Annotated in this window: 24 protein-coding genes and 1 pseudogene; 14 read left to right on the top strand and 11 right to left on the bottom strand. The window is 69.4% G+C overall.

Annotated features, from left to right (window positions below):
- The first annotated feature begins 49 nt into the window (after positions 1-49).
- From U1F38_RS08415 to U1F38_RS08445, 7 genes are all read left to right on the top strand, one after another.
- Complete coding sequence (locus U1F38_RS08415) at positions 50-1,657, top strand: FAD-dependent oxidoreductase (RefSeq protein ID WP_409986603.1); 1,608 nt, start codon at positions 50-52, stop codon at positions 1,655-1,657.
- 51 nt (positions 1,658-1,708) lie between these two features.
- On the top strand, positions 1,709-3,343 hold the full coding sequence (locus tag U1F38_RS08420; protein ID WP_409986604.1) for a GMC family oxidoreductase: 1,635 nt from the start codon (positions 1,709-1,711) through the stop codon (positions 3,341-3,343).
- On the top strand, positions 3,340-4,188 hold the full coding sequence (locus tag U1F38_RS08425; RefSeq protein ID WP_409986605.1) for an SDR family NAD(P)-dependent oxidoreductase: 849 nt from the start codon (positions 3,340-3,342) through the stop codon (positions 4,186-4,188). Before U1F38_RS08420 ends, U1F38_RS08425 begins: the two co-directional genes overlap by 4 nt.
- A complete protein-coding gene (locus U1F38_RS08430; protein ID WP_409986606.1) occupies positions 4,185-5,675 on the top strand; it encodes a coniferyl aldehyde dehydrogenase in 1,491 nt (496 codons plus the stop codon). The genes U1F38_RS08425 and U1F38_RS08430 overlap by 4 nt, the downstream gene beginning before the upstream one ends.
- A gap of 69 nt (positions 5,676-5,744) precedes the next feature.
- Positions 5,745-7,400, top strand: coding sequence for an acetolactate synthase large subunit (locus U1F38_RS08435; protein WP_409986607.1), 1,656 nt, complete (start codon positions 5,745-5,747; stop codon positions 7,398-7,400).
- 16 nt (positions 7,401-7,416) lie between these two features.
- Positions 7,417-8,166, top strand: a complete 750-nt coding sequence (locus U1F38_RS08440; RefSeq protein WP_409986608.1) for an enoyl-CoA hydratase-related protein — start codon at positions 7,417-7,419, stop codon at positions 8,164-8,166.
- An 80-nt stretch (positions 8,167-8,246) separates the two neighbouring features.
- Positions 8,247-9,212, top strand: coding sequence for a zinc-binding dehydrogenase (locus U1F38_RS08445; protein ID WP_409986609.1), 966 nt, complete (start codon positions 8,247-8,249; stop codon positions 9,210-9,212).
- Positions 9,213-9,240: 28 nt separating this feature from the next.
- Here the strand turns inward: U1F38_RS08445 and rng are convergent, their stop codons facing one another.
- Positions 9,241-10,731: a ribonuclease G gene (gene rng / locus U1F38_RS08450; RefSeq protein WP_409986610.1), complete on the bottom strand. Its 1,491-nt coding sequence runs from the start codon at positions 10,729-10,731 to the stop codon at positions 9,241-9,243.
- 50 nt (positions 10,732-10,781) lie between these two features.
- The gene (gene cobA / locus U1F38_RS08455; RefSeq protein ID WP_409986611.1) at positions 10,782-11,606 is read right to left on the bottom strand and encodes a uroporphyrinogen-III C-methyltransferase; all 825 of its coding nucleotides are present in this window, start codon (positions 11,604-11,606) and stop codon (positions 10,782-10,784) included.
- 142 nt (positions 11,607-11,748) lie between these two features.
- On the opposite strand from cobA, the gene U1F38_RS08460 reads away from it, so the two are divergent.
- The 7 genes from U1F38_RS08460 to U1F38_RS08490 all read left to right on the top strand — a co-directional run bounded on the left by U1F38_RS08460 (position 11,749) and on the right by U1F38_RS08490 (position 18,283).
- A complete protein-coding gene (locus U1F38_RS08460) occupies positions 11,749-12,087 on the top strand; it encodes a c-type cytochrome (protein ID WP_409986770.1) in 339 nt (112 codons plus the stop codon).
- Between the two features lie 10 nt (positions 12,088-12,097).
- Entirely contained in the window at positions 12,098-13,327 is a 1,230-nt protein-coding gene (locus U1F38_RS08465) for a cytochrome D1 domain-containing protein (protein ID WP_409986612.1), read from the top strand.
- Positions 13,328-13,330: 3 nt separating this feature from the next.
- Positions 13,331-14,344, top strand: coding sequence for an Lrp/AsnC family transcriptional regulator (locus U1F38_RS08470; protein WP_409986613.1), 1,014 nt, complete (start codon positions 13,331-13,333; stop codon positions 14,342-14,344).
- Positions 14,331-14,807, top strand: a complete 477-nt coding sequence (locus U1F38_RS08475; RefSeq protein ID WP_409986614.1) for an Lrp/AsnC family transcriptional regulator — start codon at positions 14,331-14,333, stop codon at positions 14,805-14,807. Before U1F38_RS08470 ends, U1F38_RS08475 begins: the two co-directional genes overlap by 14 nt.
- Positions 14,797-15,276: an Lrp/AsnC family transcriptional regulator gene (locus U1F38_RS08480; protein ID WP_409986615.1), complete on the top strand. Its 480-nt coding sequence runs from the start codon at positions 14,797-14,799 to the stop codon at positions 15,274-15,276. The genes U1F38_RS08475 and U1F38_RS08480 overlap by 11 nt, the downstream gene beginning before the upstream one ends.
- 3 nt (positions 15,277-15,279) lie before the next feature.
- Positions 15,280-16,494: a heme d1 biosynthesis radical SAM protein NirJ gene (gene nirJ, locus U1F38_RS08485; protein WP_409986616.1), complete on the top strand. Its 1,215-nt coding sequence runs from the start codon at positions 15,280-15,282 to the stop codon at positions 16,492-16,494.
- A gap of 184 nt (positions 16,495-16,678) precedes the next feature.
- The gene (locus U1F38_RS08490) at positions 16,679-18,283 is read left to right on the top strand and encodes a cytochrome D1 domain-containing protein (protein WP_409986617.1); all 1,605 of its coding nucleotides are present in this window, start codon (positions 16,679-16,681) and stop codon (positions 18,281-18,283) included.
- 24 nt (positions 18,284-18,307) lie between these two features.
- Here the strand turns inward: U1F38_RS08490 and U1F38_RS08495 are convergent, their stop codons facing one another.
- The 9 genes and pseudogenes from U1F38_RS08495 to U1F38_RS08535 all read right to left on the bottom strand — a co-directional run bounded on the left by U1F38_RS08495 (position 18,308) and on the right by U1F38_RS08535 (position 26,767).
- Positions 18,308-18,925, bottom strand: a complete 618-nt coding sequence (locus U1F38_RS08495; RefSeq protein WP_409986618.1) for a Maf family protein — start codon at positions 18,923-18,925, stop codon at positions 18,308-18,310.
- 55 nt (positions 18,926-18,980) lie between these two features.
- Positions 18,981-19,790 (bottom strand): family 1 encapsulin nanocompartment shell protein, encoded by an 810-nt coding sequence (locus tag U1F38_RS08500; protein WP_409986619.1) that lies wholly within the window; start codon positions 19,788-19,790, stop codon positions 18,981-18,983.
- A 42-nt stretch (positions 19,791-19,832) separates the two neighbouring features.
- Positions 19,833-20,969 carry a Dyp-type peroxidase gene (locus tag U1F38_RS08505; protein ID WP_409986620.1) on the bottom strand — a complete coding sequence of 379 codons (1,137 nt, stop codon included), beginning with the start codon at positions 20,967-20,969 and terminating at the stop codon, positions 19,833-19,835.
- Between the two features lie 120 nt (positions 20,970-21,089).
- Positions 21,090-21,560, bottom strand: a complete 471-nt coding sequence (gene rlmH / locus U1F38_RS08510) for a 23S rRNA (pseudouridine(1915)-N(3))-methyltransferase RlmH (protein ID WP_409986621.1) — start codon at positions 21,558-21,560, stop codon at positions 21,090-21,092.
- A complete protein-coding gene (gene rsfS, locus U1F38_RS08515; RefSeq protein ID WP_409986771.1) occupies positions 21,557-22,270 on the bottom strand; it encodes a ribosome silencing factor in 714 nt (237 codons plus the stop codon). The genes rlmH and rsfS overlap by 4 nt, the downstream gene beginning before the upstream one ends.
- A gap of 18 nt (positions 22,271-22,288) precedes the next feature.
- Positions 22,289-22,906 (bottom strand): annotated as a pseudogene (gene nadD / locus U1F38_RS08520) (nicotinate (nicotinamide) nucleotide adenylyltransferase); the annotation flags it as partial.
- A complete protein-coding gene (gene hemF / locus U1F38_RS08525; protein WP_409986622.1) occupies positions 22,897-23,814 on the bottom strand; it encodes an oxygen-dependent coproporphyrinogen oxidase in 918 nt (305 codons plus the stop codon). The gene hemF and the pseudogene nadD, both read right to left, overlap by 10 nt.
- Positions 23,815-24,754: 940 nt before the next feature.
- Positions 24,755-26,032, bottom strand: coding sequence for a phosphoribosylamine--glycine ligase (gene purD, locus U1F38_RS08530; RefSeq protein WP_409986623.1), 1,278 nt, complete (start codon positions 26,030-26,032; stop codon positions 24,755-24,757).
- 6 nt (positions 26,033-26,038) lie between these two features.
- Positions 26,039-26,767: a YebC/PmpR family DNA-binding transcriptional regulator gene (locus U1F38_RS08535; protein ID WP_409986624.1), complete on the bottom strand. Its 729-nt coding sequence runs from the start codon at positions 26,765-26,767 to the stop codon at positions 26,039-26,041.
- Between the last annotated feature and the right edge of the window lie 23 nt (positions 26,768-26,790).

Raw genomic sequence — 26,790 nt, forward strand, 5'->3', positions numbered from 1 at the left:
TAGTGGCTATCTTCGGCGGCATCAACACAAGGCACGAGGGGACTGACACATGACAACTGTGCAAGCCGATGCGCTGGTGGTGGGCGGCGGGCTGGCCGGCATCGTCACCGCGCTGGAGCTGCTGCGCGCCGGCAAGAAGGTGGCGCTGGTGGATCGCGACACGCCCGAGCGCCTGGGCGGCCTGGCGCTGTGGGCCTTTGGCGGCATGGCCCTGGTGGGCACGCCCTTGCAGGCCAGAATGAGAATCCCCGACACGCCCGAGCGCGCGCTGGCCGACTGGCAGCGCTTTGGCGAGCTGGACGCACACGACCATTACCCCCAACAGTGGGCCCGCCACTACGTCGAGCATTCGCGCACACACGTTCACGACTGGCTGATCCGGGAGGGCGTGACGTTCATGCCCGCCGTCAACTGGGTCGAGCGCGGCATGCAGGGCGACGGCAACAGCCTGCCGCGCTATCACATCGTATGGGGCACCTCGCGCTTCATGACGCAGCGCCTGATTGCCGCGCTGCGCAGCGCCGGCGACGGCGGGCGATTGACGCTGCTGCACCGCCACCGCGTGACGGGCCTGGAGCAGCAAGCCGGGCAGATCACCGGCGCGACAGCCGTCGACGAGGCCACCGGCGCCGACGTGCACCTGCAAGCGCCGGTGGTGGTGCTGGCCATGGGCGGCATCAACGGCGGCCACGCAGAGGCGCGCGCCAACTGGCCGGCCGAGCGCCCCTGCCCCGCCGCCATGCTGAACGGCGCGCATCCGTTTGCCGACGGCCGGCTGCACCACTGGGCGGCCGAGCAATGCGGCGCGCAAATCACCCACGCCGGCGAGATGTGGAACTATGCGGCCGGCATCCCGCATCCGTTTCCGCACTTTGCCGGCCATGGGCTGTCGCTGATCCCATGCAAGTCGGCGCTGTGGCTCGATCACACCGGCCGGCGCATCGGCCCCGAGCCGCTGGTGACGGGCTTCGACACCCGCTGGCTGTGCCAGCGCGTGGCCCAGCAAGCCAAACCCTGGACCTGGCAGTTGCTGAACTGGCGCATTGCCGCTAAGGAGTTCGCCATCTCGGGCGCCGAGCACAACCCGCGCATCCGCGACCGGCAGTTCGCGCTGTTCCTGAAGGAAACCCTGCTGGGCAACCACCGCCTGGTGCGGCAGATGCAAAGCGAAAGCCCGCACTTCCTGGTGGCCGACACGCTGGCCGGGCTGGCCGCAAAGATGAACGCGCTCACCGCCTCGCTCGACATCGATGCCGCGGTGCTGCAAGCCACCGCCGATGCGTTCGACGCCAACTTTTGCAATGGCGCCAAACTGGAGAACGACGACCAGATCCGCCGCATCCTGCACGCGCGCCAGTGGGGCCCGGACAAGCTGCGCACCTGCAAACCGGCGCCGCTGCAGCAAAAGGGGGCGGGGCCCTTCATCGCCATCCAGACGCAGCTCATCACCCGCAAAAGCCTGGGCGGCCTGCGCACCGACCTGCAAAGCCGCGTGCTGGATGCGAGCGAGCAGCCCATCGGCGGCCTGTACTGCGTGGGCGAGGCGGCGGGCTTTGGCGGCGGCGGCGCCAGTGGCAAGCGCTCGCTGGAAGGCACCTTCCTGCCGGGCTGCATCCTCACGGCGCAGGCGGCGGCACGGCACATCGCAGGCGGATGAAAACATCAATAAAAATCGCTTTCAGCGCCCGTCCATCCGGCGCGAGCAGCTATGACTGATATAGCAACCACCGAAGTGGATTTCATCGTCATCGGCACCGGCCCCGCAGGCTGCGCCGTGGCCTCGCGCCTGTCCGAAGACGCGCGCCATCAGGTGTTGCTGCTCGAAGCCGGACCGGGGCAGCGCAAAGGTCTCTTGGGCAGCAACGCAGCCCTGGGTTCGCTGGTCTATGGCCTCAAGCGCAGCGCCTACAACTGGGGCTTCAACACCCAGCCGCAGGCTGGATTGGGCGGCCGGCGCGCCTACCACCCGCTGGGTCGCGGCCTGGGCGGGGGCACGGCGCTGAACATGCTGATGTACATGCGCGGCAACCCGCTCGATTACGACGGCTGGGCCCAGGCCGGCAACCCCGGCTGGAGCTGGAGCGATGTGCTGCCCTACTTCAAAAAAAGTGAGGACAACCAGACCTTCACCGATCCGAGCGATCCGCACCACGGCCAGGGCGGCCCGGTGTGGGTGGAAGAGCTGCGCACCGACAACCCCTGGCACGCCACACTGGCGCGCGCCTGCGGCGAAGCCGGCTGGCCCTGCAACCCAGACCTGAACGGGGTCACGCAAGAGGGCTTTCGCCCCACCCAGGTGATGATGAAAAACGGCGAGCGCCACCATGCGGGCCAAGCCTACGTCCTGCCGCACCTGGCAACCCGCCACAACCTGCAACTGCAGTGCGACAGCCAGGTGACGCGCATCCTGTTCGAGGGCCCGCGTGCCGTGGGTGTGGAACTGGTGCACGGCGGCCAGCTGCGCCAGATTCGTGCACGCAAGGAGGTCATCGTCAGCTGCGGCGGCCTGCTCTCGGCCAAGCTCTTGCAGCTGTCGGGCGTGGGCGATGGCGCGGCGCTGCAGCAACTGGGCATTGCCAGCGTGGCCCACCTGCCCGCCGTCGGCCAGCACCTGCAAGACCACCTGGACGTGATCCTGGGCCACCACATCCCGGGTGACCCGCACTTGGTCGGCATCTCGCCCACGGGGGCGCGCAGCCTGTGGCAGGCCATGCGCCGCTGGCGACAGGAAAGGCGCGGCATGTGCACCACCAACTTCGCCGAGGTCACGGGCTTCATGCGCCTGGACCCGGCCGCGTCCATGCCTGAGATCCAGTACGAGTTCGTCGTCGTGCTGGCCATGGAACACGGCCGCAAGGTCTACGCCAAGCATGGCCTGTCGACCCATGTGCTGCTGCTGCACCCCAAAAGCCGGGGCAGCGTGCAGCTGGCCAGCCCGCGCTGGCAGGACGACCCGGCGATCGACTTCGCCTACTTCTCGCACCCGGACGACCTGGCCACCATGGTCAAGGGCGTGCGCCGCGTGCTGCAGGTGTTCGACACGCCAACCATGCGCAGCCATGTGAAGGCCGACCTGCGCACTGGGCACTGCCGCACGGACGAGGACTACGCCCGGTTCTGCCGCGCCGTGGCCGGCACCAACTACCACCCCACCAGCAGCTGCCGCATGGGGCCCAGCGCCGAGGACAGCGTGGTCGACGCGCGCCTGCGCGTGCACGGTGTGCAGGGCCTGCGCGTGATCGACAGCTCCATCTTCCCCACCATCCCCGGCGGCAACACCACCGCGCCCAGCTACATGGTGGGCGAAAAGGGCGCGGCCATGTTGCAGGAGGACTGGCGATGACGGCCACCCCGCACTACCCGTGGCGCCACGGCGCACCGCGCACCGTCTTCATCACCGGCGCCAGCAGTGGCATCGGCCGCGACATGGCGCGGCGCCTGGCGGCCGAGGGCGTGCACATCGCCCTGTTCAACCGCAGCGGCGCCGACGAGGTGCTGGCCGAGCTGCGCGCCGCCGCCCGCAGCCCCACGCAGCGCTTTGCGGCCTGGCGTGCCGACGTGGCCCAGGGTGGCGCCATCGAGGCCGCCGTGCGCCAGGCCGTGGCCGAACTGGGCACGCCCGACCTGGCGATCCACAGCGCTGGCGTGCTGCACAACGGGCCCCTGGCGCAATCGACGGCGCACGACTTCGAACACGTGATCGACATCAACCTCAAGGGCTCGCGCCACTTTGCCGCCGCCGTGCTGGCGCACATGCAGGCGCGCAGCCATCTGGTGTTCATCGCCTCGCTGGCGGCGCTGACCGGCAACTTTGGCTACACCGCCTACTGCGCCTCCAAGTTTGGCGTGCGCGGCCTGGCCGAGGCGCTGCGCTTTGAGCTGCGGCTGCAGGACATCGACGTGAGCCTGTGCTGCCCCGGCGAAATCATCACGCCCATGGTGCTGCAGGAAAAGCGCCACATGCACCCCATCTCGGCCGCCATGAAAGCCTTTGCCGGCAGCCGCACGCTCGATGCCTCCGTGCCCGCACTGCTGCACGGCATCGCCCGGCGCAGGTTCGAGATCACCGACGGTCCACGCCCGGCCCTGACCGCCTTTCTGTCCCGCCACACCCCGCGCCTGTCGCGCCGCATCGGTGACGCCATCGCTGTCCGCGCCCTGCGCCATGCCACCAAGGACCATCGATGACCACCCACCCCACACCCCGCACGGACGACCTGGCGGCCCACGTCACCCAGCCCCTCCACGCCCACATCCCAGCCCCGCTGCGCGACTGCTTCAACGCGCAGCGCGCCGCCTTTCAGAACGCGCGCAACCCCGACCTGCAAGAGCGCCGCAATGACCTGCGCGCCCTGCACCGCCTGCTGGTCGAAAGCCGCGACGCGCTGGTCGACGCCGTGAACCGCGACTTCGGCTGCCGCAGCCGCTTCGAGACCCTGATGACCGAGCTGCTGCAGGGGCAGGAGGCGGCGCTGGACGCCATCCGGCAACTGCCGCGCTGGATGAAGCAGCAAAGACGCTCGCTCGACGTGACCCAATACCCACTGGCCAGCGCCTGGGTGCAGCCCCAGCCGCTGGGCGTGGTCGGCATCGTCGTGCCCTGGAACTTTCCCATCGGCATGGCCGTGCAACCCATGATCGGCGCGCTGGCGGCGGGCAACCGCGTGATGGTCAAGATGTCCGAAAACTCCGCCCACCTGGCGCGCCTGCTGCAAAGCCTGCTGCCGCGCTACTTTGCTGCCGACAAGGTGAGCCTGTTCGAAGACGCGGGCGAGGGCGGCGACAGCATCGGCCCGCTGTTCACCCAGCTGCCCTTCAACCATTTGTTCTTCACCGGCTCGCCGCAGACCGGCAAGGCCGTCATGGCCAACTGCGCCGCCAACCTCACGCCCGTCACGCTGGAGCTGGGCGGCAAGTCGCCCGCCATCGTCGCGCCCGACTACCCCTTGCAGAAGGCCGCCGAGCGCATCCTGTGGGTGAAGATGCTCAACGCCGGGCAGATCTGCACCAACGTGGACTATCTCTTTCTGCCCGAGGGTCAGGAGCAGGCCTTCATCGCCCACGCGCAGCGCATCGTCGCGCAGCGCTATCCGGACCTGTTGAACGGCGAGTACACCGCCATCATCGACCAGCGCCAGTACCAGCGCCTGCAGGCCATGCTGCAAGACGCCATCGCCCAGGGCGCGCAGGCCGTGCCCTTGATGCCCGGCGCGCCGGGCGATGCGGCGCGGCGCATCATGCCGCCTGTCGCGCTGCTGAACGTGCACGACGGCATGCAGGTCATGCAGCGCGAGATCTTCGGCCCGCTGCTGCCCATCCGCAGCTACCGCAGCATGGATGAAGTGCTGCATCACATCAACGACCGCCCGAGCCCGCTGGCGCTGTACCTGTTCAGCAACGACCGGCGCCTGCAGGAGCAGGTGCTCAGCCAGACGCTGTCGGGCGGCGTCACGCTCAACGACACGCTGCTGCACTCCGGCCAGCACCACCTGCCCTTTGGCGGCGTGGGCCACAGTGGCATGGGCCACTACCATGGGCGCGAGGGCTTTCTGACCTTCTCCAAGCTGCGCCCCGTCTTTCGGCAAGGGCCGCTGCGCACGGTCAATTTTTTGCAGCCGCCCTACACTGGCCTGCCCGGCAAGATGCTGGACCTGATGCTGTGGCGCAACCGCTAAATTTTTAGTCCGATCGGCTTCAAGCGCTTTCTCGGCAAGCGCGGGCAGCTATCAAAAATGGAGTAATTCATGAACGGCGCTCAAGCCCTGCTCAAGACCCTGGCCGACGCCGGCGTCGAAGTCTGCTTCACCAACCCCGGCACCAGCGAGATGCACTTCGTCGCCGCGCTCGACACCGAACCGCGCATGCGCGCCGTGCTGACCCTGTTCGAGGGCGTGGCCACCGGCGCCGCCGACGGCTACGCGCGCATGGCCGGCAAGCCCGCCGCCACGCTGCTGCACCTGGGCTGCGGCCTGGGCAACGGCCTGGCCAACCTGCACAACGCGCGCAAGGGCAAGGTGCCCATCGTCAACATCGTGGGCGACCACGCGACCTATCACACGCAATACGATGCGCAGTTGCAGTCCGACATCGAAACCGTGGCGCGCAATGTGTCCCCCGGATTCGTTCGCACTTCGACCAGCACCGCGCAACTGGGCCAGGACGCGGCCGACGCCCTCACCGCCGCACGCGGCCTGCCCGGCCAGGTCGCCACGCTGATCCTGCCGGCCGACGTGTCCTGGAGCGAGGGCGGCGTGCCCTGCCCGCCCCCGCCGCCGGCAGCAACTCGGGCCGTCGACGACAGCACGGTAAAGGTCATCGCCGACATCCTGCGCTCGGGCCAGAAGGCCGCGCTGCTGCTGGGCGGCCACGCCCTGCGCGAGCCGGCGCTGCTGGCCGCGTCGCGCCTGGCGGCGGCCACGGGCGTCAAGCTGCTGGCCGAGGTCTTTCCCACCCGCATCGAGCGCGGCGCCGGCCTGCCCGCCATCGAGCGCCTGGCCTACTTTGCCGAGCTGGCCGGCGTGCAGCTGGCCGGCTTGCAGCATCTGGTGTTGGTCGATGCCAAGTCGCCCGTCTCCTTCTTTGCCTACCCCGGCAAGGCCAGCGACCTGGTGCCGCCTGGCTGCACGGTGCACACATTGGCCGCGCCCGACCAGGACGCGCTGGCCGGCCTGGAGCAGCTCGTCGCCGCGCTGGGCGCGGGCACCGCCCAGCCCGTACTGCAAACCGCCACCCGGCCCGACCGCCCCACGGGCCAACTCACCGCCGCCAAGGTCTGCCAGGCCGTAGGCCACCTGCTGCCCGAGGGCGCCATCCTGGTGGACGAGGCCATCACCTCCGGCCAGAAGCTGGGCGCCATGACGGCGGGCGCGCCGCGCCACGACCTGCTCACGCTCACCGGCGGCGCCATCGGCCAGGGCCTGCCCAGCGCGGTGGGCGCGGCCATTGCCTGCCCCCAGCGCCCCGTGATCGTGCTGGAGGGCGACGGCTCGGCCATGTACACGGTGCAGGCGCTGTGGACCATGGCACGCGAGCAACTGCACGTGATCAGCGTCATCTTCAACAACGCCTCGTATTCGGTGCTCAACATCGAGCTCGAACGCGTGGGCGCCGGCGAGCCCGGGCCGCGCTCGCGCGCGCAGCTTGACCTGGGCGGCCCGCAGCTCGACTTTGCGCGGCTGGCCCAGGGCATGGGCGTGCACGCCGTGCGCGCCGACACCGCCGAGGCCTTTTGCACCGCGCTGGAATACGCCCTGGCCACCCCCGGCCCGCACCTGATCGAGGCCCTGGTGCCCGAATCGATCGCCGGCGCCAAGCGCAAGGTGCTGCCCTGGGTGCTGGGCGCCACGCCCCACCTGCCGCAGCCCGTGGCGCAGGTGCTCAAGCGCGCGATCTCGCCCTGAAACCGCAGGAGCCATCATGCCCGTTCACTTCGACAAGCAGGGGCCGGTGGCCGTGCTGACGCTCGACCGGCCCGACAAGCGCAATGCCTTTGACCGCGCGCTGACGGCGGCCCTGGATGAAGCGCTGAACGCCTACGAGGACGACCCGGCGCTGCGCGTGGCGGTGCTGACCGGGGGAACGCAGTTTTTTTCGGCCGGCACGGACGTGGTGGCCTGGGCCGGCGAGCCCACGCCGCGCGGCGGCCCCTACGGCATCGCCGGCCGCCGGCTGCAAAAACCCATCATTGCGGCGGTCGAAGGCATCGCCGCCGGCGGCGGCTTCGAGATCGCCCTGTCCGCGTCGATGATCGTGGCGTCGACCACCGCGTCGTTTTCCTTGCCTGAAGTCGGGCTGGGCCTGATTGCCGAGTGCGGCGGGCTGTTTCGCGGCCCGCGCGCCCTGCCGCTCAACATCGCCCGCGAGCTGCTGCTGACGGGCGCGCCGCTGGGTGCCGAGCGGGCCCACGCCCTCGGCCTGGTCAACCACCTGACCGAACCGGGCCAGGCGCTGACGCAAGCCCTGGCGCTGGCCCGGCAGATCGCGGGCCGGGCGCCGCTGGCCGTCCGCGAGACGCTGGCGGCGCTGGAGGCGCTGAACGCCGAGGACGACGCCCGGGGTTGGGCGCTGACCGAGCACGCCAAAACGGTGGCCCGGCAGTCGGCCGACGCCAAGGAGGGTGTGGCCGCCTTCAAGGCGCGGCGCACGCCGCAATGGCAGGGTCGATGAACGCCGGCCCGCGCTTGCCGGCACAATGGGCCTGAACGCCATGATGGGCATGGCACACATCCGCTGGAAGGAATGAATCCATGTTTGCAGTCTATGCCGCCGAACCCAAGCCCGATGACCCGCTCGCAGCGCTCGTCGTGGGCGAGCGCCCGGCGCCCCAGGTGCCGCCAGGTCATGTTGCCGTCAAGGTGCGCGCCGCCAGCCTGAACATGCACGACGTCTGGACGCTGCGCGGCGTGGGCATTCGCGCCGAGCAGTTCCCGATGATCCTGGGCATGGACGGGGCCGGCGTCACCGACGACGGGCGCGAGGTGGTGATCCACTCGGTGATCCCCTCGCCCGGCTGGCGCGGGGATGAGACGCTGGACCCCAACCGGTCGATGCTGACCGAGCGCTATCAGGGCACGTTTGCCGAGACCGTGGTCGTGCCCGAGGCCAATGTGCTGCCCAAGCCGGCGTCGATGTCCTTCAGCGAAGCCGCGTGCATGGGGACGGCGTGGCTCACCGCGTATCGCATGCTGTTCGTCAAGTCCGGCCTGCGGCCCGGACAAACCATGCTGGTGCAAGGCGCCTCGGGCGGCGTCAACACCGCGTTGATTCAGCTTGGCCGCGCGGCCGGCATGCAGGTGTGGGCCACCGGCCGCACCGAGGCCAAGCGTGCGCTGGCGCAAAAGCTGGGTGCGCACGCCACGTTTGAGTCCGGCGCGCGCCTGCCCGATCGGGTTGATGGCGTGTTTGACAACGTGGGCCGCCAAACCTGGTCGCACTCGCTGCGCGCGCTCAAGCCGGGCGGCGTGCTGGTCACCTGCGGCGCCACCACGGGCGACGCCACCGCCAGCGAGCTGCAGCGTGTGTTCTTCCTGCAACTGCGCATCATCGGCTCGACCATGGGCACCCGCAGCGAACTGGCCGATTTGCTCAGCTTCTGCGTGCAGGCCGGCATCCGCCCGCAGATCGGCGCCGAGCTGCCCATGACCGAGGCAGCGAAGGCTTTTCAACTCATGATGAATGGCGAGACCGGCGGCAAGGTGGTGTTGACGCGTTGAGCGGCGCTGCACCGCGCCGCGCCACGCCCTACAACAGCACAATGTCGTACTGATCCGGCCCCACGGCGCTTTCGGCCTGCAGCGAAATCGGCTTGCCGATGAAGTCCGACAGCCCCGCCAGGTGCTGGCTTTCCTCGTCGATCAGCATCTCGACCACGGCGGGCGCGGCGACGATGCGAAATTCCTTGGGACTGAACTGGCGCGCCTCGCGCAGGATCTCGCGCAGGATGTCGTAGGCCACGGTGCGCGCGGTGCGCACGCGCCCGCTGCCCTGGCACTGCTCGCAGGGCTCGCACAGCACTTGCGCCAGCGACTCGCGCGTGCGCTTGCGGGTCATCTCGACCAGGCCCAGGTGCGAAAAGCCGCCCACCTGCGTCTTCACACGGTCGCGCGCCAGCTGCTTGCGAAACTCGGCCAGCACGGCCTGCTGATGCTCGCCGGGCGCCATGTCGATGAAATCGACCACGATGATGCCGCCCAGGTTGCGCAGCCGCAGCTGGCGCGCAATGGCCTGCGCGGCCTCCAGGTTGGTCTTGAACACCGTGTCGTCGAAGTTGCGCGAGCCGGTAAAACCGCCGGTGTTGACGTCGATGGTGGTCAGCGCCTCGGTCTGGTCGATGATCAGGTAGCCGCCCGACTTCAGATCCACCCGCCGGCCCAGCGCCTTGGTGATCTCGTCGTCCACGTTGAACAGGTCGAAGATGGGCCGCTCGCCGCGGTAGTGCGACAGGCGCGCGGCCGCCGCCGGCATGAACTCCTTGCCGAAGGCCATCAAGGCGTCGAACTGCTCCTTCGAATCGAGGCGGATCGATTGCGTGCCCTCGCCCACCAGGTCGCGCAGCACGCGCTGCAACAGGCGCAAATCCTCGTGCAGCAGCGAGGCCGGTGGCTGGCGCGCGCCCGCCTCGCGGATGCGCGTCCAGGTCTTGCGCAGGTAGGCGACGTCTTCGGCCAGTTCGGCGTCGGTCGCGTCCTCGGCGTTGGTGCGCAGGATGTAGCCGCCGGTCTTGCCCTCGGGCGTGGCGGCGTGCGCCAGTTGCTGCACGCGCGCGCGCAGCGCATCGCGCAGGCTGGCCGGGATTTTTTGCGACACGCCGATGTGCTCGTCCTGCGGCAGAAACACCAGCATGCGCCCAGCCACGCTGATCTGCGTGGACAGGCGCGCGCCCTTGGTGCCAATGGGGTCCTTGATGACCTGCACCATCAGGGTCTGGCCCTCGAACACCTGCTTTTCGATCGGTCGCTGGGCGCCGCCGTTGCGGTGCGCGGGCAGGCTCTCGCCGTCCAGTGGCCGCTGCCACAGGTCGGCCACGTGCAGAAAGGCCGAGCGCTCCAGCCCGATGTCGATGAAGGCCGACTGCATGCCCGGCAGCACGCGCACCACCTTGCCCAGATACACGTTGCCCACCAGCCCGCGCTCCAGCGTGCGCTCGACGTGCAGCTCCTGCACCGCGCCGTTTTCCACCACCGCGACGCGCGTCTCCTGCGGAGACCAGTTGATCAGAATGTCTTGTTGCATGGGCACCTTCCTGGAAGGCGCCCATGATGCCTGAAGGCCAGCGCGTGGCGCTATGCCAGCGCGGGCTGAACGCCCCGCATGCCCCGCATCAGCTGCGGCTGCAGGGCCACCACCTCGCCGATGACGATCAGCGCCGGCGGGCGCACCCCGTGCTGCTGCGCCAGCGCGGGCAGTTCTGCCAGCGTGCCGGTGATGCAGCGCTGGCCCGGCAGCGAGGCCTGCTCGACCAGCGCCGCCGGTGTGTCGGCGGCCAGTCCGTGGCGCGCCAGTTGTTCGCAGATCACCGCCAGCGTGCCCACGCCCATGTAGATCACCACGGTCTGGCGGGGGCGCACCAACGCCTCCCAGTCGAGCGCCACCTCGTTGTCGCCCCGCAGGTGACCCGAGGCAAACACCAGCGTCGCCGCATGGTCGCGGTGGGTCAGCGGGATGCCGGCGCACGCCCCCGCCGCCTGAGCCGCCGTGATGCCCGGCACCACATCGAAGGCAATGCCGGCCTCGGCCAGCGCCTGCACCTCCTCGCCGCCGCGCCCGAAGATGAAGCCGTCGCCGCCCTTCAGCCGCACCAGGCTGCGCCCGCTTTGCGCCAGGCGAATCATCAGGTCGATGATGGACTGCTGCGGCAGGGTGTGTCGCGCAGCCTGCTTGCCGACGTAGATCAGGTCCGCATCATCGGCCACGCAGCGCAGCACGTCCTTGCTCACCAGGTGGTCGTAGAGCACCAGGCGCGCGCCGCGCAGCGCCTTGACCGCTCGCAAGGTCAGCAACTCCGGATCGCCCGGTCCGGCGCCGACCAAGGTCACCCGCCCGGACGTGCCGCACGCCGGCGCGGTGGGCGGGACGGCGAACCAGCGCGCGTCTTCTACAAAGCTCATGGCGGTGTTCCTTGACTGATCGTGCATCAGGCTTGATTGTTCAAAGACCATGGCACACCCGTCCTTGATGCAGCTCAAGGACATCAGGGAATACCCGCGGCACGATCCCAATCACAGAAAGAACCGGATCGCCCGCACCGCCATGGCACGCAACGCACCCCTCGCACTCACGCTGGCGCTGGCCGCCGGCGCGGCTTGCGCCCAGGCGCCGACGCCGCCGGCGCCCGAACGCGCCGCCCAGCTGGTGCGCATGGTGCGGCAGGACTGCGGCTCGTGCCATGGCATGCGCCTGACCGGCGGCCTGGGCCCCGCGCTCACCCGCGAGGCCCTGGCCGGCAAGCCCCCGGAGTTCCTGGCCGCCGTGATCACGCACGGCATTCCCGGCACTCCCATGCCGCCCTGGAGCGCCATGCTCCAGGGCAGCGAGGCCCTCTGGATCGCCCAGCAGCTGGCCCGCGGATTCCCTGAAGAAAAACACTGAAAGCCGATCCATGAAGCGTCGCGCCCTGCTGTCCCTGAGTGCCAGCGCCCCCTTGTTCGCTGCAGGCTGCGCGGCCACATCGGCGCCCATTGCTTCCTCTCCCTCTTCCGAGGCCGCGTCTCCAGCGCCCGCCCTGCAAGGCACGGGCGACCTCGGCGTGGTCGTGGAGCGCGCCAAGGGCGCACTCACCCTCGTCAACACCAGTCGGCGCGACGCCATCGGCCGTGTCGAGGGCCTGGGCGATCTGTCCCATGCCTCGGTGGTGTTCTCGCGCGACGAGCGCTTTGCCTACGTCTTCGGCCGCGACGGGGGCCTGACGCGCGTGGACATCCTGACCCAGCGCATCACCCACCGCGAGATGCAGGCGGGCAATTCCATCGGCGGCGCCATCAGCGCCGACGGCAGCCTGGTGGTAGCGCAGAACTACCAGCCCGGCGGCATCAAGGTGTTCGATGCCGGCACGCTGGAGCTGCTGTCCGATGTGCCCGCCGCCATGGCCGACGGCAAGCGCTCGCGCGTCGTGGGCCTGGCCGATCTGCCCGAGCGGCGCTTCATCTACAGCCTGTTCGACGCCGAGGCGATCTGCATTGCCGACTGCAGCAAGCCGCGCCAGCCAAGCATCACCACGCTGCAGGGCATTGGCCGCCAGCCTTACGACGCCCTGGTCTCGCCCAACGGCCGCCACTACATTGCCGGCCTGTTCGGCGAGGACGGCCTGGCCATGGTCGATCTGTGGGACGAGCAGCCCCAGGCACGGCGCATCCTCGCCGGCTACGGGCGCGGCCAGCAGCCCCTGCCGGTGTACAAGATGCCGCACCTGCGCGGCTGGGCCATGGCCGGGCGCCACGCCTACCTGCCCGCCATTGGCCGGCACGAGGTGCTGGTGGTCGATACCGGAAGCTGGCAGGAGGTGGCACGCATCCCGGTGGCCGGCCAGCCGGTGTTCGTCATGGCGCGGCCCGACGGGCGCCAGGTCTGGGTCAACTTCTCGGTGCCGGACTACAACCGCGTCCAGGTCATCGACACGCCCAGCCAGCGCGTGATCGACACCCTGGAGCCCGGCAAGGCCGTGCTGCACATGGAGTTCACGCCGCGCGGCGAGTCGGTCTGGATCAGCTGCCGCGACGACAACCGCGTACAAGTCTATGACACGCACACGCGCCAGCTGCAGGCCAGCCTGGCTGTCGATGCACCCAGCGGCATCTTCTTTACCGCGCGCGCGCAGCGCATGGGGTTCTGAAGCATGCACAAGCCGCACAGCGCCCTGGAGCTGACCCTGCTCAACCAATGGCAGCGCGGCTTTCCGCTCGATCGCGAGCCCTTCGCCGCCATCGGCCGCAGCGTCGGCGTCGATGCGTCCGCGGTGCTGGCCCACTATGCGCGTTTGCAAGACCAAGGCAGTTTCAGCCGCATCGGCGCGGTGTTTGCGCCGGGCGCAGGCGGCGCGTCGCTGCTGGCGGCCATGGCCGTGCCGCAGGATCGGCTCGAGCGCGTGGCCATCGACGTGTCGCGCCACGCCGGCGTCAACCACAACTACGAGCGCGAACACGCCACCAACCTGTGGTTCGTCGCCACCGGGCGTGATGACGCGGCGGTCGAGCAACTGCTGCGCACCATCGAGGCCGACACCCGGCTGCCCGTGCTGCGCCTGCCCATGCTGCGGCCCTACCGCATCGACACCGGGTTTGACCTGCGCGCCAGCCAGTCCGATGCCACCGGCGCCACGCACTGGGCGGCATCACGCCTGGCGCTGGCCGACGAACCCCTGGCCGCCCTGGCCGAGCAGGGCCTTCCCCTCGTGGAGCGCCCCTACGATGCCTGGAGCCGGCAGCTTGGGCAACCGGTCGAGGCCGTCTTGCACACCCTGCAGTGCTGGCTCGATCAAAAGACCCTGAGCCGCTTTGGCGTGGTCGTGCGCCACCACGAGCTGGGCTATACCGCCAACGCCATGACGGTGTTCGACGTGCCCGCGCACGAGGTGGATGCCTGCGGCGAGGCGCTGGCGCAGGTTCCCGGCGTGACGCTGGCCTACCAGCGCGCGCGGGCCCATGGCTGGCCCTACAACCTGTACTGCATGGTGCATGGGCGCGACCGCGCCAGTGTGCGCCAGACGGTGGCCCAGGCGGTGGCCCAGGCTGGTCTGCGCGACAAGCCCCAGGCCACGCTGTTTTCGCTGCGCCGCTTCAAGCAGACCGGCGCGCGGCGCTTTGCCCACCATATCCCCAAGACCCAGGGAGCGCCGCATGCTCACGCCTGAAGACGCCCGCCTGATCGACCACCTGCACGGCGGTTTTCCGCTCGTCGATCGTCCCTTTGCCGCCGTCGGCAAGGCGCTGGGCTGGAGCGAAGAGCGCGTGATCGAGCGCCTGCATCAGCTGCTGGCCCAGGGCGTGCTCACGCGCTTTGGCCCGCTGTTTCAGATCGAGCGCGCGGGCGGCCAGTTCGTGCTGGCGGCCATTGCCGTGCCCGAGCACCGCTTTGACGCGGTCAATGCGGTGGTCAACAGCTTTCCCGAAGTGGCGCACAACTACCGGCGCACGCACGCACTGAACATGTGGTTCGTCGTGGCGGCCGAGTCGCCCGCGCAGGCGGCCGACGCCATCGCCCGCATCGAGGACGCCGTGGGCTTGAAGGTTTACGCGTTCCCCAAGGAGGAAGAGTATTTCGTCGAGCTGCGCCTGCCGGCTCTCGCCGCAACGGGGGCCCGCGATGGCGCTTGATGCCTTCGACCGCGCCCTGATCGCCGCCACCCAAGGGGGACTGCCCCTGGTGGCGCGCCCTTACGAAGCCGTGGGTGCCATGCTCAGCGTGCCCGGCGAGCAGGTGCGCGAGCGCCTGGCGCAGATGCTGAAGGGCGGCCTGGTGCGCCGCATCGGCGCCGTGCCCAACCACTATCGCCTGGGCTATACCGCCAATGGCATGAGCGTGTGGGATGTGGATGACGCGCAGGTCTCCAAGCTCGGCGCCAGGGTAGCGCAGTTGCCGGGCGTGAGCCACTGCTATCGCCGCCCGCGCCACCTGCCCGACTGGCCCTACAACCTGTTTGCCATGCTGCACGGCACCAGCCGCGAGGCCGTGGCGGAGCAAGCCGAAGAAATCGCGCGGTTGCTGGGCAACGCCTGCCGCAGCCACGACATTCTGTATTCCACGGCCATCCTGAAGAAAACCGGCCTGCGTTTGAAGGACTGAACCATGTTTCGCATCAGCCAATACATGCGCGAACTCGCGCAAGCCCAAGCCACCGGCGCCTATCCCGTGGTCAAGGACCGCAAGGCGCGCGGCCCGGTCGTGATCTGGAACCTGATCCGCCGCTGCAACCTCACCTGCAAGCACTGCTACGCCTTCTCGGCCGACCACGAATACGCGGGCGAGCTGTCTTTGCAGGAAGTCTTCACGGTCATGGACGACCTGAAGGCCTTTGGCGTGCCCGCGCTCATCCTCTCGGGCGGCGAGCCGCTGCTGCGCGCCGACATCTTCGAGGTTTCGGCGCGCGCACGCGAGATGGGCTTCTACACCGGCCTGTCCACCAACGGCACCCTGATCGACGCCCCCATGGCGCGGCGCATTGCCGACGCGGGCTTCGACTACGTCGGCATCAGCCTGGACGGCCTGAAGGCCACGCACGACAAGTTCCGCCGCCTGGAGGGCGCCTTCGACCGCAGCCTGGCCGCCATCGGCCACCTCGACAAGGTCGGGGTCAAGGTCGGCCTGCGCTACACCATGACGGCCATGAACGGCCACGATCTGCCGGCACTGCTCGACCTGATGCAGGAGGTGGGCGCGCACAAGTTCTACTTCTCGCACCTGAACTACGCCGGGCGCGGCAACATCCACCGCGGCAAGGACGCGCACCACCAGGCCACGCGCGCCGCGATGGACATGCTGTTCGACCGCGCCTGGGCCGCCGCCCAGGCCGGCAGCATGGACGACTACGTCAGCGGCAACAACGACGCCGACGGCGCCTACCTGCTGCAATGGGTGCAGGCGCACCTGCCGCAGTGGGTAGAGCCGCTGCGCGCGCGCCTGATTGCCTGGGGCGGCAACGCCAGCGGCCAGCAGATCGCCAACATCGACAACCTGGGCCATGTGCACCCCGACACCATGTGGTGGCACCACGACCTGGGCTGCGTGCGCGAGCGCCCCTTCTCGCAGATCTGGAACGACACCAGCGACCCGCTGATGGCGGGCCTCAAGCAGCACCCGCGCCCCGTCGAGGGCCGCTGTGCCGGATGCCGGCACCTGGCGATCTGCAACGGCAACACCCGCGTGCGCGCGCAGCAACTCACGGGCAACTTCTGGTTTGAAGACCCGGGCTGCTACCTCACCGACGCCGAAGTGGGCGCCGCCAGCACGCCGTTCGAGCCGGCACCGCCCAAGCGCCGGCGCATCGAGGTGGTGGCGGCCTGAAAATTATGATTTTGATAGCGCATTGCGCTTGCTGAACGCCGGTCTTCAGCTCCTTCCCCCTCTGGGGGAAGGTTGGGATGGGGGCTCGGGGCCCGCTGAGCACCCGCACCTCTGGCCCCCACCCCAGCCCTCCCCCAGAGGGGGAGGGAGAAATAACGCCCAGCGTCCGCCCATCAAGCGCGAAATGCTATCAATTTTGGAGATACTCTTGTCCCTGCGAATCCTCCCCCGCGTCCTCCCCGCCGCCCTCCTCGCACTGGCCCTCTGGACTCCGGCCGGGGCCCAGCCCAATCCCGCCGCCCTCTACCAGCAACACTGCGCCAGTTGCCACGGCGCGCAGCGCACCGGCCTGATGGGCCCGGCCCTGCTGCCCGAGAGCCTGGAGCGCACACGGCCCGCCGAGGTGCTGCGCGTCATCACCGAGGGGCGCCAGGCCACGCAAATGGCCGGCTTTGCCGAGCAACTGTCCAAGGATGAAATCAAGGCGCTGGCCGACTGGATCCGCACCCCGGTGCTGCCCGCGCCGCGCTGGGACGAGGCCGACATCCGGGCTTCGCGCATCGCCACGCCGCTGCCCCAGGATGAGCCCGTCAAGCCCAAGTGGGATGCCGACCCGATGAACCTGTTCGTGGTCGTCGAAGGGGGCGATCACCACATCTCGCTGCTCGACGGCGACCGCTTCACCGTCATCACCCGCTTTGCCAGCCGCTACGCGTTGCACGGCGGGCCCAAGTTCACGCCCGACGGGCGCTACGTGTTCTTTGGATCGCGCGACGGCTGGATCACCAAGTACGACCTGTGGCGCCTGGCCGTGGTGGCCGAGGTGCGCGCCGGCCTGAACATGCGCAACGTGGCGGTCAGTGGCGACGGCCGCTGGGTCATGGCCGCCAACTACCTGCCGCACAGCCTGGCTCTGTTTGACGCGGACCTGAATCTGGTCAAGACCTACGAGGCCCAAACGCTGGACGGCAAGGCCAGTTCTCGCGTATCGGCGGTGTACGACGCCACGCCGCGCAGCAGCTTTGTCGTCGCACTCAAGGACATCCCCGAGATCTGGGAAATCTCCTACGACCCAAAGGCCGCACCGATCTACGACGGCCTGGTGCACGACTACCGGATGAAGGAAGGCTTGGCCAAGCCCGGCTACCTGGGCGTGCGCCGCACGCCGCTCGATGAGCCGCTGGACGACTTCTTCTTCGACCAGAGCTACCGCCATGTGCTGGGCGCCACCCGCGCCAAGGGCGGCCCATCGCAGCAGGCCAGCGCCCAGGTGGTGAACCTGGATGTGCGCCGCAAGATCGCCGACCTGCCGATTGCCGGCATGCCGCACCTGGGCTCGGGCATCACCTTCGCCTGGAACGGCAGCACGGTGCTGGCCAGCCCCAACCTGGGCGGCACCGGGGTGGACGTGATCGACATGCAGAGCTGGAAGACCGTGCGCACCATCCCCACGCCCGGCGCGGGCTTTTTCATGCGCAGCCACGAAAACACGCCCTACGCCTGGACCGATTCGATGATGAGCAAGGACGCCAAGGATCGCCTGACCATCATCGACAAGCGCACTTTGGCCTCCGTGGCCGAGGTGCGCGAGCCCGGCAAGACGCTGGCGCACATCGAATTCACCCGCGACGGCCGCTACGCCCTGGCGAGTGTGTGGGAGATGGACGGCGCCATCGTCGTCTACGACGCGGCGACGTTCAAGGAAGTCAAGCGCCTGCCCATGAGCAAGCCAGTGGGCAAGTACAACGTGTGGAACAAGATCACGCGCAGCGAGGGCACCTCGCACTGAAGCCAGGGCGCTCCACCGCGGGCCTCAATCGCGCAGCACCCCGGCATCGCGCAGCAGCCGCGCGGTCTCGAACAGCGGCAAGCCCATGATGCCGGTGTAGCTGCCCTCGAGGTGTTCCACGTACTGCGCCACCGACCCCTGGATGCCGTAGGCGCCCGCCTTGCCCATGGGCTCGCCGCTGGCCACGTAGGCGGCGATCTGCGCGTCCGTCATGGCGGCAAAGCGCACGCGCGAGACCGACAGCGCCGCCAGGCGCCGCGCGCCCGCCTGCAGCGCCACGGCGGTCAGCACCTGGTGCGCGCGGCCCGACAGCTCGGCCAGCATGCGCGCCGCGTCGCGCGCGTCCGCCGGCTTGCCGTAGATGCGCTCGCCCAGCGCCACCGTGGTGTCCGCGCACAGGATGGGCGCCGGCGGCAGGCCGCGGCGCGCGTGGCGGGCGACGGCGGCGTCGAGCTTGAGCGCCGTCACGCGCTGCACATAGGCGTCGGGCAACTCGCCGGGCAACGCGGCCTCCAGGCCCTCCGCGTCCTCGGCCTCCTCGCCCGCGGCATGGGGCAGCAGCAGCACGTGGCGCACGCCCAGTTGATCGAGCAGCTGGCGCCGGCGCGGGCTCTGGGAGGCCAAGTAGATGAAATCGGTCATGTCCGGTCGCAGCGGGCATGGGCGGCGGTGGCCGCGCCGGTGCCCGCGGGCGGCTTCAGCCCTTGGGCAGCACCGCCACCACCGCCTCGGCGGTGAGCAGGCGGAAGGTGAGCGTTTCTTCCAGGTACAGCCGCACCTTCGAGTCGGTGTGGCTCAGATAGCCGATCGACAGGTCGGCGCCCAGGTTCAGCTCGAAGTCGCCGCCGCGCGTGGACAGCACGTAAGCGCCCTCGATGGCCGGCGCCCAGATGATGTTTTCGCTGCCGACCAGGCGCTGAATGTGGTTGAGCACCGGATAGCCCTTGTCGTTGGCCTCCTGCAGCGCGGTGTAGGCCTCGGCGCCCAGCACCGCCGCATAGGGCCCGTCCACCCCCGCCAGCTTGAGCTGCTTGAGCGCGGCGGCAACCGCGTCGGGGTACTCCATGGCCTTGGCCGGTAGGGTCAGCACCGGGTTGGAGGTGCCTTCGCGCACGCCCCGGATGCCGGCGGCCGCATAGCCCAGGAAGATGGCGCGGTCCTCGGCGTAGGCCAGTTGCTCGGCCGCGTCCTTGGCGGGCTGCCAGTCGGAGTCGTCGGCGCCGCGCTCGACGTCGTCGACGGCCTCGCGCGACAGCTCGAAGGGCACGCGCAGCTCCACCAGCGGCATGACGATGCGCTGGCGCGCGATCACGCCCTCCTGCGGCGCCTTCAGCGCCTTCAGGTGGCCGGTGCCGATGGCCGAGCATTCGCGGCCCGACTCGGCCACCTTGACGTCGACCACGCGGCGGCCGGCCAGGTTGCGGCGGAAGGTGCGTGCCACCTCCTGCTCGATCTGCGCCCAGGCGGCGTCGGAAACGGGGGCAAGTTCACGGTGCAGGTTGTTCATGGAAGGCTCCTGATGAAAGACTGAGGGGAAATCGGGCGCGGCTCAGGACATGGGGTCGCCGGAGCCGTCGGCCGGCGCGCGCGGGGCCAGCGCCTGGGGCTGGCCCCGCAGCGAGCCGATGGCCAGGCGCCCGCCAGACGGCGCGGCGGCGCCATCCGTGTCTGCTGCGGCTTGGCTTGGCGTCGGTGGATGGCGTTCGGCCAGGGCTTCCAGCAGGGGCTGCGCGGGCACGAAAAACAGCGAACCGGTCACCGCAGTGCTGAAGTCCAGCAGCCGGTCGTGGTTGCCGGGCGGGCGGCCGATGAACATGTTGGTCAGCATCAGCTCGGTCACCGCCGGGTCACGCGCATAGCCGATGAAGTAGGTGCCGAACTCGCCACGCGAGGGCACGGCAAACGGCAGGTTGGCGCGCACGATGTCCAGCTCGTTGCCCTCTTCGTCTTCCACCACGTTCAGCGCCACGTGCGAGTTGGCGGGCTTGACGTCGTCGGCCAGCTCGATGTTGTCGGCCTTGCTGCGGCCGATCACGCGCTCCTGCTCCTCGGTTGGCAGCGCGTTCCAGGCCGCCATGTCGTGCAGGTACTTCTGCACGATGACGTAGCTGCCGCCGGCAAAATCGGGGTCTTCGTCGCCGACCAGGGTGGCGGCCCAGGCCGCGCGACCGTCCGGGTTTTCCACGCCGTCGACGAAGCCGATCATGGCGCGCGCGTCGAAGGAGCGAAAGCCGTGCACCTCGTCCAGCGGCAACACCGCGCCGCCGAGCGCGCGCATGGCCTGCATGCTCAGCTCGAAGCACATGCGCTCGGTCATGGCGCGGATGTGCAGCAGGATGTCGCCGGGGGTCGAAGGCGCGTGGTGTCGGGCGCCGCGCAATTCGCGGAAGGGGTGCAAGCCGGCGGGCCGGGGCTGGCCGAACAGCCGGTCCCAGGCGTTGGCGCCGACGCCCACCACCATGCTCAGGCGCTCTTCAGGCTGCCGCCGCGCCACACTGCGCACCAGGCCGGCCGCGTTGCCGAAGAAGGCGCGCACCGCCGCCTCGGCTGCGGCCCCGGGCGCGATGCCGAGCACCACGAAATGCGCCGCCATGCCCACCGGCTCGACCACCGGCTGGGGTTCGAGCGCATCGGCCGGGCCCGGATCGTTGATCGCTTGCGAGGATGTTTGAGAAGTGTCGGCCATGGCGTGTTGTGGGATGGGGTTGCGACAGGACAGGCACCGGCGGCGATCCGCCGACAGGAACTTGAGTCTATCTCGCCCCCTGGCGCACGAACCCGCACGACCCCGTGCCCGCGGCGACCCTCACGCCCGGTGGTACGGATGACCCGCGTTGAGAGACCAGGCGCGATACAGCTGCTCGACCAGCAGCACGCGCACCATGGCATGCGGCAAAGTCAGGTCGGACAGGCGAATGCGCTCGTGCGCCGACTGGCGCAAGGCAGGGTCCAGGCCATCGGGGCCGCCGATCAGCAGCGCCACATCCTGCCCCAGCGATTGCCAGTGCGTCAGGCGCTCGGCCAGCGCGGTGGTGCCCAGGGCCGTGCCACGCTCGTCCAGCACCACCACGTGGGCCGACTTGGGCAAGGCCGCCTCGATGCGCTGGCGCTCGGCGGCCATGGCCTGCGCCGCGGTCTTGCCGCCGGCGCGCGGCTCGGTCTTGATGGCCTTGAGCTCGACCTTCAGCTCGGGCGGAAAGCGCTTGGCGTAGTCGTCCCAGGCCGCTTCGGCCCACGCCGGCACGCGCTGACCGACGGCAACCACGCACAGCTTCATCGCGCCGGGCGCGTCGGCGTCTTGCGCACGGGCGCGGCCTTGCGGGCAGGCGCGGCCTTGGCCGGCGTTCGGGCGGCGGTCTTGCCGGCCGTCTTGGCCGCGGGCTTGCCCACCACCAGCACCTTCTTGGCCACAGCCACCTTGGCTGCCGGCTTGCGGGGGCCGGCCCCGCGTGCCGGCGCGCTGCCCACGGGCCTCGCCGCAGCCTTCTTGGCGACGGGTTTGCGCGCGGCGCCTGCAGCGGCATCGCCGGCCTTGGCGGAAGTCTTTCTGGCGGGCGCAGGCTTGGCGCTGGCAGCGGGCTTGGTCGGCGCCTTCTTGGCCGCGGGCTTGGCCACGGCGGGCCCCGCCGAGCGCAGGCGCACTGGTTTTTCGCCCCAGATTTCTTCCAGGTTGTAGTACTGGCGAATCATGGGCTGCATCACGTGCGCCACGGCCGCCCCGCAGTCGATGATGATCCACTCGCCGTTGTCCTCGCCCTCGATCCGGGGTTTGGCAAAACCGGCGTCGCGCACCTTGTCGCGCACGCTGGTGGCCAGCGCCTTGGTCTGCCGGTTGGAGGTGCCGCTGGCGACGATCACGCGCTCGAACAGCGGCGAGAGGTGCTCGGTGTTGAACACGCGGATGTCCTGGCCCTTGATGTCCTCCAGTCCATCGACGATGGCGCGCTGGAGTTTCTGAACGTCTTTCTTGGCGGCGGTTTCGCTCATTGATTGGCTTTGGTAGAGATGGTGATCGGCAATATACCGCGCGACTGCGGCGGGCACCAGACGCGCGATGGCGCGTCCGGCGGCCACGCGGGCGCGGATGTCGGTGGAGCTGTGCGCCAGCGCCTTCAGCCGCAGCAGGCGCACGGCTCGTGCATCGCCAAGCCGCAGGCCGGGCAGCGCATGTTTTGAATCAGATATGGCGCTGGCGCCCTCTGCATCGGCGCGGGCAGCTATCACAACAGTAGCAATCGAGACAATGTCTTGCGCCTGGCGCCAACGCGAGAACGCCTGCGCCTGGTCGCTGCCGATGACGAGAAACAGCTCGGCCCGCGGATGTTGTGCATGCAGCTCGGTCAGCGTGTCGATGGTGTAGGTCGGGCCGTCGCGCTGCAGCTCGCGGTCGTCGACCCGCACCCGGGGCCAGTCGGCAAAGGCCAGCCGGCACAGCGCCAGCCGGTCGCGGGCGGGCGACAGCGGGCGCGACTTGTGCCAGGCGTCGCCGGTGGGTATCACCAGCAATTCGTCCAGCGCCAGTTGCTCGATGGCCGCGCGCGCCACGGCCAGATGCGCCGCGTGCGGCGGATCGAAGGCGCCGCCGTAGACACCGATGCGTTGCGGTGGCGCTGTCAGACCCACGCGCGCGGCACCAGGAAGTGCTCGACCAGGCGCGCCTCGGGCGTACCGGGTTCGGGCGTGCGTTGATAGGCCCAGCTCGCCAGCGGCGGCATCGACAGCAGGATGGATTCGGTGCGCCCACCCGACTGCAGGCCGAAGTGCGTGCCGCGGTCCCACACCAGGTTGAACTCGACATATCGCCCGCGCCGGTACAACTGGTGCTGGCGCTCGCGCTCGCCCCAGGGCATGGCGCGGCGCTTGTCGACGATGGGCAGATAGGCCTGCAAGAACGCATCGCCCACCGCGCGCATCAGCGCAAAGCCGTGCTCGGCGCCGCCCTCGGCAAAGTCGTCATAGAAGATGCCGCCGATGCCGCGCGCCTCGCCGCGGTGCTTGTTGAAGAAGTACTCGTCGCACCAGGGCTTGAAGCGCGCATACAAGTCCCCGCCCAGCGACGCCAGCGCATCGCGGCACACGCGGTGAAAGTGCTGGCAGTCCTCGTCGAAGCCGTAGTAGGGCGTCAGGTCCATGCCGCCGCCAAACCAGCGCACGGGCTCCTGCCCCGGTTGGCCGGCCGAGATCATGCGCACGTTCATGTGCACCGTGGGCACGTAGGGGCTCCGCGGATGGAACACCAGCGACACGCCCATGGCCTCGAAGGGGCTGCCTTCCAGCTCGGGCCGGTGCTGCGTGGCCGACGGCGGCAGCCTGGGCCCGCGCACGTCCGAGAAGCCGCAGCCCGCGCGCTCGAACACGGCGCCGCCCTCCATGATGCGCGTGACGCCTTCGCCCTGCAGCGCCTCGCCCGGTGCCTTGCGCCATTCGTCGCGCACGGCCGTGGCCTGGCCGTCCACGTCTTCGACGGCCTGGATGATGCGAGCCTGCAAATCGACGAGGTAGTTGCGGACTTGGGTGTTGAAGTCGGTCATTTCAGGGGTATGGACTTGCTCCCTCGCCCCTCTGGGGAGAGGGTGGGGGTGAGGGGCTGGGCGTTGGATTTTGTGGCTGTGGTTCGATGGGTGGCCGGCCCTGCATGCTCCCACTGGCCGGGATGTGCGCCCGGCGGCGCACCTCCTTTTCTTGTACGCACAAGAAAAGGAGGCAAAAGAAAGCGCCCCCACGTCTGCGACCCCTGCGCTTCGCTCCAGGGCAAACCTGCGTCGCAACGCTTGCGGGGTGCGCCGCAGAACTCGCTGCGTTCACTTCGTTCACTGCGCTCAAACAACCGCGGCGAGTCAGACCACGAAGCGCGTGCATGCTGCGCTGCACGCGCCACCCCGCAAGCGCCGCGCCGCAGGCGCAGCCTCAAGGGGGTGGAGAACCCACACGGGCCATCGCTGCGCTCGGCCTTGGTGTCGGTTGTTGTCGGGGCCGAGCGCAGCGATGGCCCGTGTTGGAGTTCAACTCCCCTCTGGCCGTGCCGAGAAGCGCAGGGCGTGGGGCGGGCATGGGCAACGTAGTATGCCCATGCATCGTGGACTGACTTGCTGCGGTTGTTTGAGCGCAGTGAACGAAGTGAACGCAGCGAGTTCCGCAGCACCGCCCCATGACCGAGCATCGCAGGTTGCCCGCAGCGAAGCGAAGGGACACGGCCAGTGGGGTCGCCTTTCTTTTGCCTACTTTTCTTTGGCGAAGCAAAGAAAAGTAGGTGCGCCGCCGGGCGCATATCCCGGCCAGCGAGCGCATGCAGAGCCAGCGACGAAGCAAACAACGTCAACGCTTCCAGCGCCAGAAAGCCCCTCACCCCCACCCTCTCCCCAAAGGGGCGAGGGAGCCACGCCGGGCATAGAGGACACGCCGGGAAGCGGCTCAATCGCCGCGGCCCCTCACCCCAACCCCCAAGGGACGAGGGAGCAGGACCCCTAGCGCTCACACCACCGCCCTGTGGCCGATGTCGCGCCGGTACTGAGCGCCGTCGAAGTGAATGCCACGCGCCACGTCGTACGCCCGCACCTGCGCCTGCTTGACCGAGTCGGCCAGCGCGGTGACGCACAGCACGCGCCCGCCGGCGGTCCTGGCCTGGCCGCCATCGACCACCGTGCCGGCATGAAACACCACGGCGTCGTCCTGCGCCGCCGGCAGGCCGGTGATGACATCGCCCTTGCGCGGTGCGGCCGGGTAGCCCTGCGCGGCCATCACCACGCCCAGCGCCACGCGCCGGTCCCACTGCAGCTGCACGGCATCCAGCTTGCCGGCGGTGGCGGCCATCAGCACATCGAACAGGTCGGACTTCAGGCGCATCAGGATCGGCTGCGTTTCCGGATCGCCCATGCGGGTGTTGAACTCCAGCGTCTTCGGGTGGCCCTGGGCGTCGATCATCAAGCCCGCGTACAGAAAGCCGGTGAAAGGCACGCCGTCCTGCTCCATGCCGCGCACGGTGGGCATGATGATCTCGCGCATCACGCGCGCGTGGATGTCGGGCGTGACCACCGGCGCGGGCGAATACGCGCCCATGCCGCCGGTGTTGGGGCCGGCGTCGCCGTCCAGCAGGCGCTTGTGATCCTGGCTGGTGGCCAGCGGCAGCACGTTCTTGCCGTCGCACATGACGATGAAGCTGGCTTCCTCGCCATGCAGGAACTCCTCGATGACGACGCGCGCGCCACCTTCGTTGTGCGCCACGCCCAACTGGTTGCCGCCCAGCATGTCGTCGATGGCGGCATGCGCCTCGGCCACGGTTTGCGCCACCACCACGCCCTTGCCGGCGGCCAGGCCGTCGGCCTTGACGACGATGGGTGCGCCCAGCTTGTCCACGTAGGCGCGCGCCGCGGCTGCGTCGGTGAAAGCCTCGTATGCCGCCGTGGGAATGCCGTGGCGCTGCATGAAGGCCTTGCTGAAGGCCTTGGAGCTCTCCAGCTGCGCGGCGGCCCGCGTCGGCCCGAAGATGCGCAGGCCGTGCTTGCGAAATTCATCCACCACGCCGGCGGCCAGCGGTTGCTCGGGGCCCACCACCGTCAGCGCGATTTTCTCGGCCAGGGCCCACTCGCGCAGCGCCACGATGTCGGTCAGGGGCACGTTCTTCAAGGCGTGGTCCAGCGCCGTGCCGCCGTTGCCCGGCGCCACGAACACCTGCTGCACCTTGGGCGATGCGCTGAGCTTCCAGGCCAGCGCGTGCTCGCGCCCGCCGCCGCCGATGACCAGAACTTTCATGGCGGATCAGCCCAGATCGACGTTGGCGTTGTGATAGACGTTCTGCACGTCGTCCAGGTCTTCCAGCACGTCCAGCAGCTTCTGCATTTTTTGCGCGTCTTCGCCCGCCAGCTCGATGGTGTTTTCGGCGCGCATCGTCACCTCGGCCAGCTCGGGCGTGAGGCCCGCGGCGGCCAGCGCATCGCGCACGGCCTCGAAGGCGCCGGGATCGGTCAGCACCTCGATGGCGCCGTCGGCATCGGTGATGACATCGTCGGCACCGGCCTCCAGCGCCACCTCCATCACCTTGTCTTCGCTGGCGCCGGGGGCAAACACGATCTGCCCCACGTTCTTGAACTGGAAGGCCACCGAGCCCTCGGTGCCCATGTTGCCGCCGTATTTGCTGAAGGCGTGGCGCACGTCGGCCACGGTGCGCACGCGGTTGTCGGTCATGGTGTCGACGATGATGGCCGCGCCGCCGATGCCGTAGCCCTCGTAGCGAATCTCTTCGTAGTTCACGCCCTCGAGGTTGCCGGTGGCCTTGTCGATGTTGCGCTTGATGGTGTCGGCCGGCACGTTGGCGGCCTTGGCCTTGTCAATGGCCAGGCGCAGGCGCGGGTTGGCGGTGGGGTCGCCCCCGCCGGTGCGCGCTGCCACCATGATCTCGCGCACCACGCGCGTCCAGATGCGCTGGCGCTTTTCGTCCTGGCGCCCCTTGCGGTGTTGAATGTTTGCCCATTTGCTGTGGCCGGCCATGACGCTGCTGCTTTCTCTGAAAG

It is taken from the genome of Ottowia sp., from assembly GCF_046348305.1.
Taxonomy (GTDB): domain Bacteria; phylum Pseudomonadota; class Gammaproteobacteria; order Burkholderiales; family Burkholderiaceae_C; genus Ottowia.

Coding starts and splice junctions, on each gene's coding strand:
- U1F38_RS08415 (WP_409986603.1), top strand. CDS start 50: ATGACAACTGTGCAAGCCGATGCGCTGGTGGTGGGCGGCGGGCTGGCC.
- U1F38_RS08420 (WP_409986604.1), top strand. CDS start 1,709: ATGACTGATATAGCAACCACCGAAGTGGATTTCATCGTCATCGGCACC.
- U1F38_RS08425 (WP_409986605.1), top strand. CDS start 3,340: ATGACGGCCACCCCGCACTACCCGTGGCGCCACGGCGCACCGCGCACC.
- U1F38_RS08430 (WP_409986606.1), top strand. CDS start 4,185: ATGACCACCCACCCCACACCCCGCACGGACGACCTGGCGGCCCACGTC.
- U1F38_RS08435 (WP_409986607.1), top strand. CDS start 5,745: ATGAACGGCGCTCAAGCCCTGCTCAAGACCCTGGCCGACGCCGGCGTC.
- U1F38_RS08440 (WP_409986608.1), top strand. CDS start 7,417: ATGCCCGTTCACTTCGACAAGCAGGGGCCGGTGGCCGTGCTGACGCTC.
- U1F38_RS08445 (WP_409986609.1), top strand. CDS start 8,247: ATGTTTGCAGTCTATGCCGCCGAACCCAAGCCCGATGACCCGCTCGCA.
- rng (WP_409986610.1), bottom strand. CDS start 10,731: ATGCAACAAGACATTCTGATCAACTGGTCTCCGCAGGAGACGCGCGTC.
- cobA (WP_409986611.1), bottom strand. CDS start 11,606: ATGAGCTTTGTAGAAGACGCGCGCTGGTTCGCCGTCCCGCCCACCGCG.
- U1F38_RS08460 (WP_409986770.1), top strand. CDS start 11,749: ATGGCACGCAACGCACCCCTCGCACTCACGCTGGCGCTGGCCGCCGGC.
- U1F38_RS08465 (WP_409986612.1), top strand. CDS start 12,098: ATGAAGCGTCGCGCCCTGCTGTCCCTGAGTGCCAGCGCCCCCTTGTTC.
- U1F38_RS08470 (WP_409986613.1), top strand. CDS start 13,331: ATGCACAAGCCGCACAGCGCCCTGGAGCTGACCCTGCTCAACCAATGG.
- U1F38_RS08475 (WP_409986614.1), top strand. CDS start 14,331: ATGCTCACGCCTGAAGACGCCCGCCTGATCGACCACCTGCACGGCGGT.
- U1F38_RS08480 (WP_409986615.1), top strand. CDS start 14,797: ATGGCGCTTGATGCCTTCGACCGCGCCCTGATCGCCGCCACCCAAGGG.
- nirJ (WP_409986616.1), top strand. CDS start 15,280: ATGTTTCGCATCAGCCAATACATGCGCGAACTCGCGCAAGCCCAAGCC.
- U1F38_RS08490 (WP_409986617.1), top strand. CDS start 16,679: ATGCTATCAATTTTGGAGATACTCTTGTCCCTGCGAATCCTCCCCCGC.
- U1F38_RS08495 (WP_409986618.1), bottom strand. CDS start 18,925: ATGACCGATTTCATCTACTTGGCCTCCCAGAGCCCGCGCCGGCGCCAG.
- U1F38_RS08500 (WP_409986619.1), bottom strand. CDS start 19,790: ATGAACAACCTGCACCGTGAACTTGCCCCCGTTTCCGACGCCGCCTGG.
- U1F38_RS08505 (WP_409986620.1), bottom strand. CDS start 20,969: ATGGCCGACACTTCTCAAACATCCTCGCAAGCGATCAACGATCCGGGC.
- rlmH (WP_409986621.1), bottom strand. CDS start 21,560: ATGAAGCTGTGCGTGGTTGCCGTCGGTCAGCGCGTGCCGGCGTGGGCC.
- rsfS (WP_409986771.1), bottom strand. CDS start 22,270: ATGAGCGAAACCGCCGCCAAGAAAGACGTTCAGAAACTCCAGCGCGCC.
- hemF (WP_409986622.1), bottom strand. CDS start 23,814: ATGACCGACTTCAACACCCAAGTCCGCAACTACCTCGTCGATTTGCAG.
- purD (WP_409986623.1), bottom strand. CDS start 26,032: ATGAAAGTTCTGGTCATCGGCGGCGGCGGGCGCGAGCACGCGCTGGCC.
- U1F38_RS08535 (WP_409986624.1), bottom strand. CDS start 26,767: ATGGCCGGCCACAGCAAATGGGCAAACATTCAACACCGCAAGGGGCGC.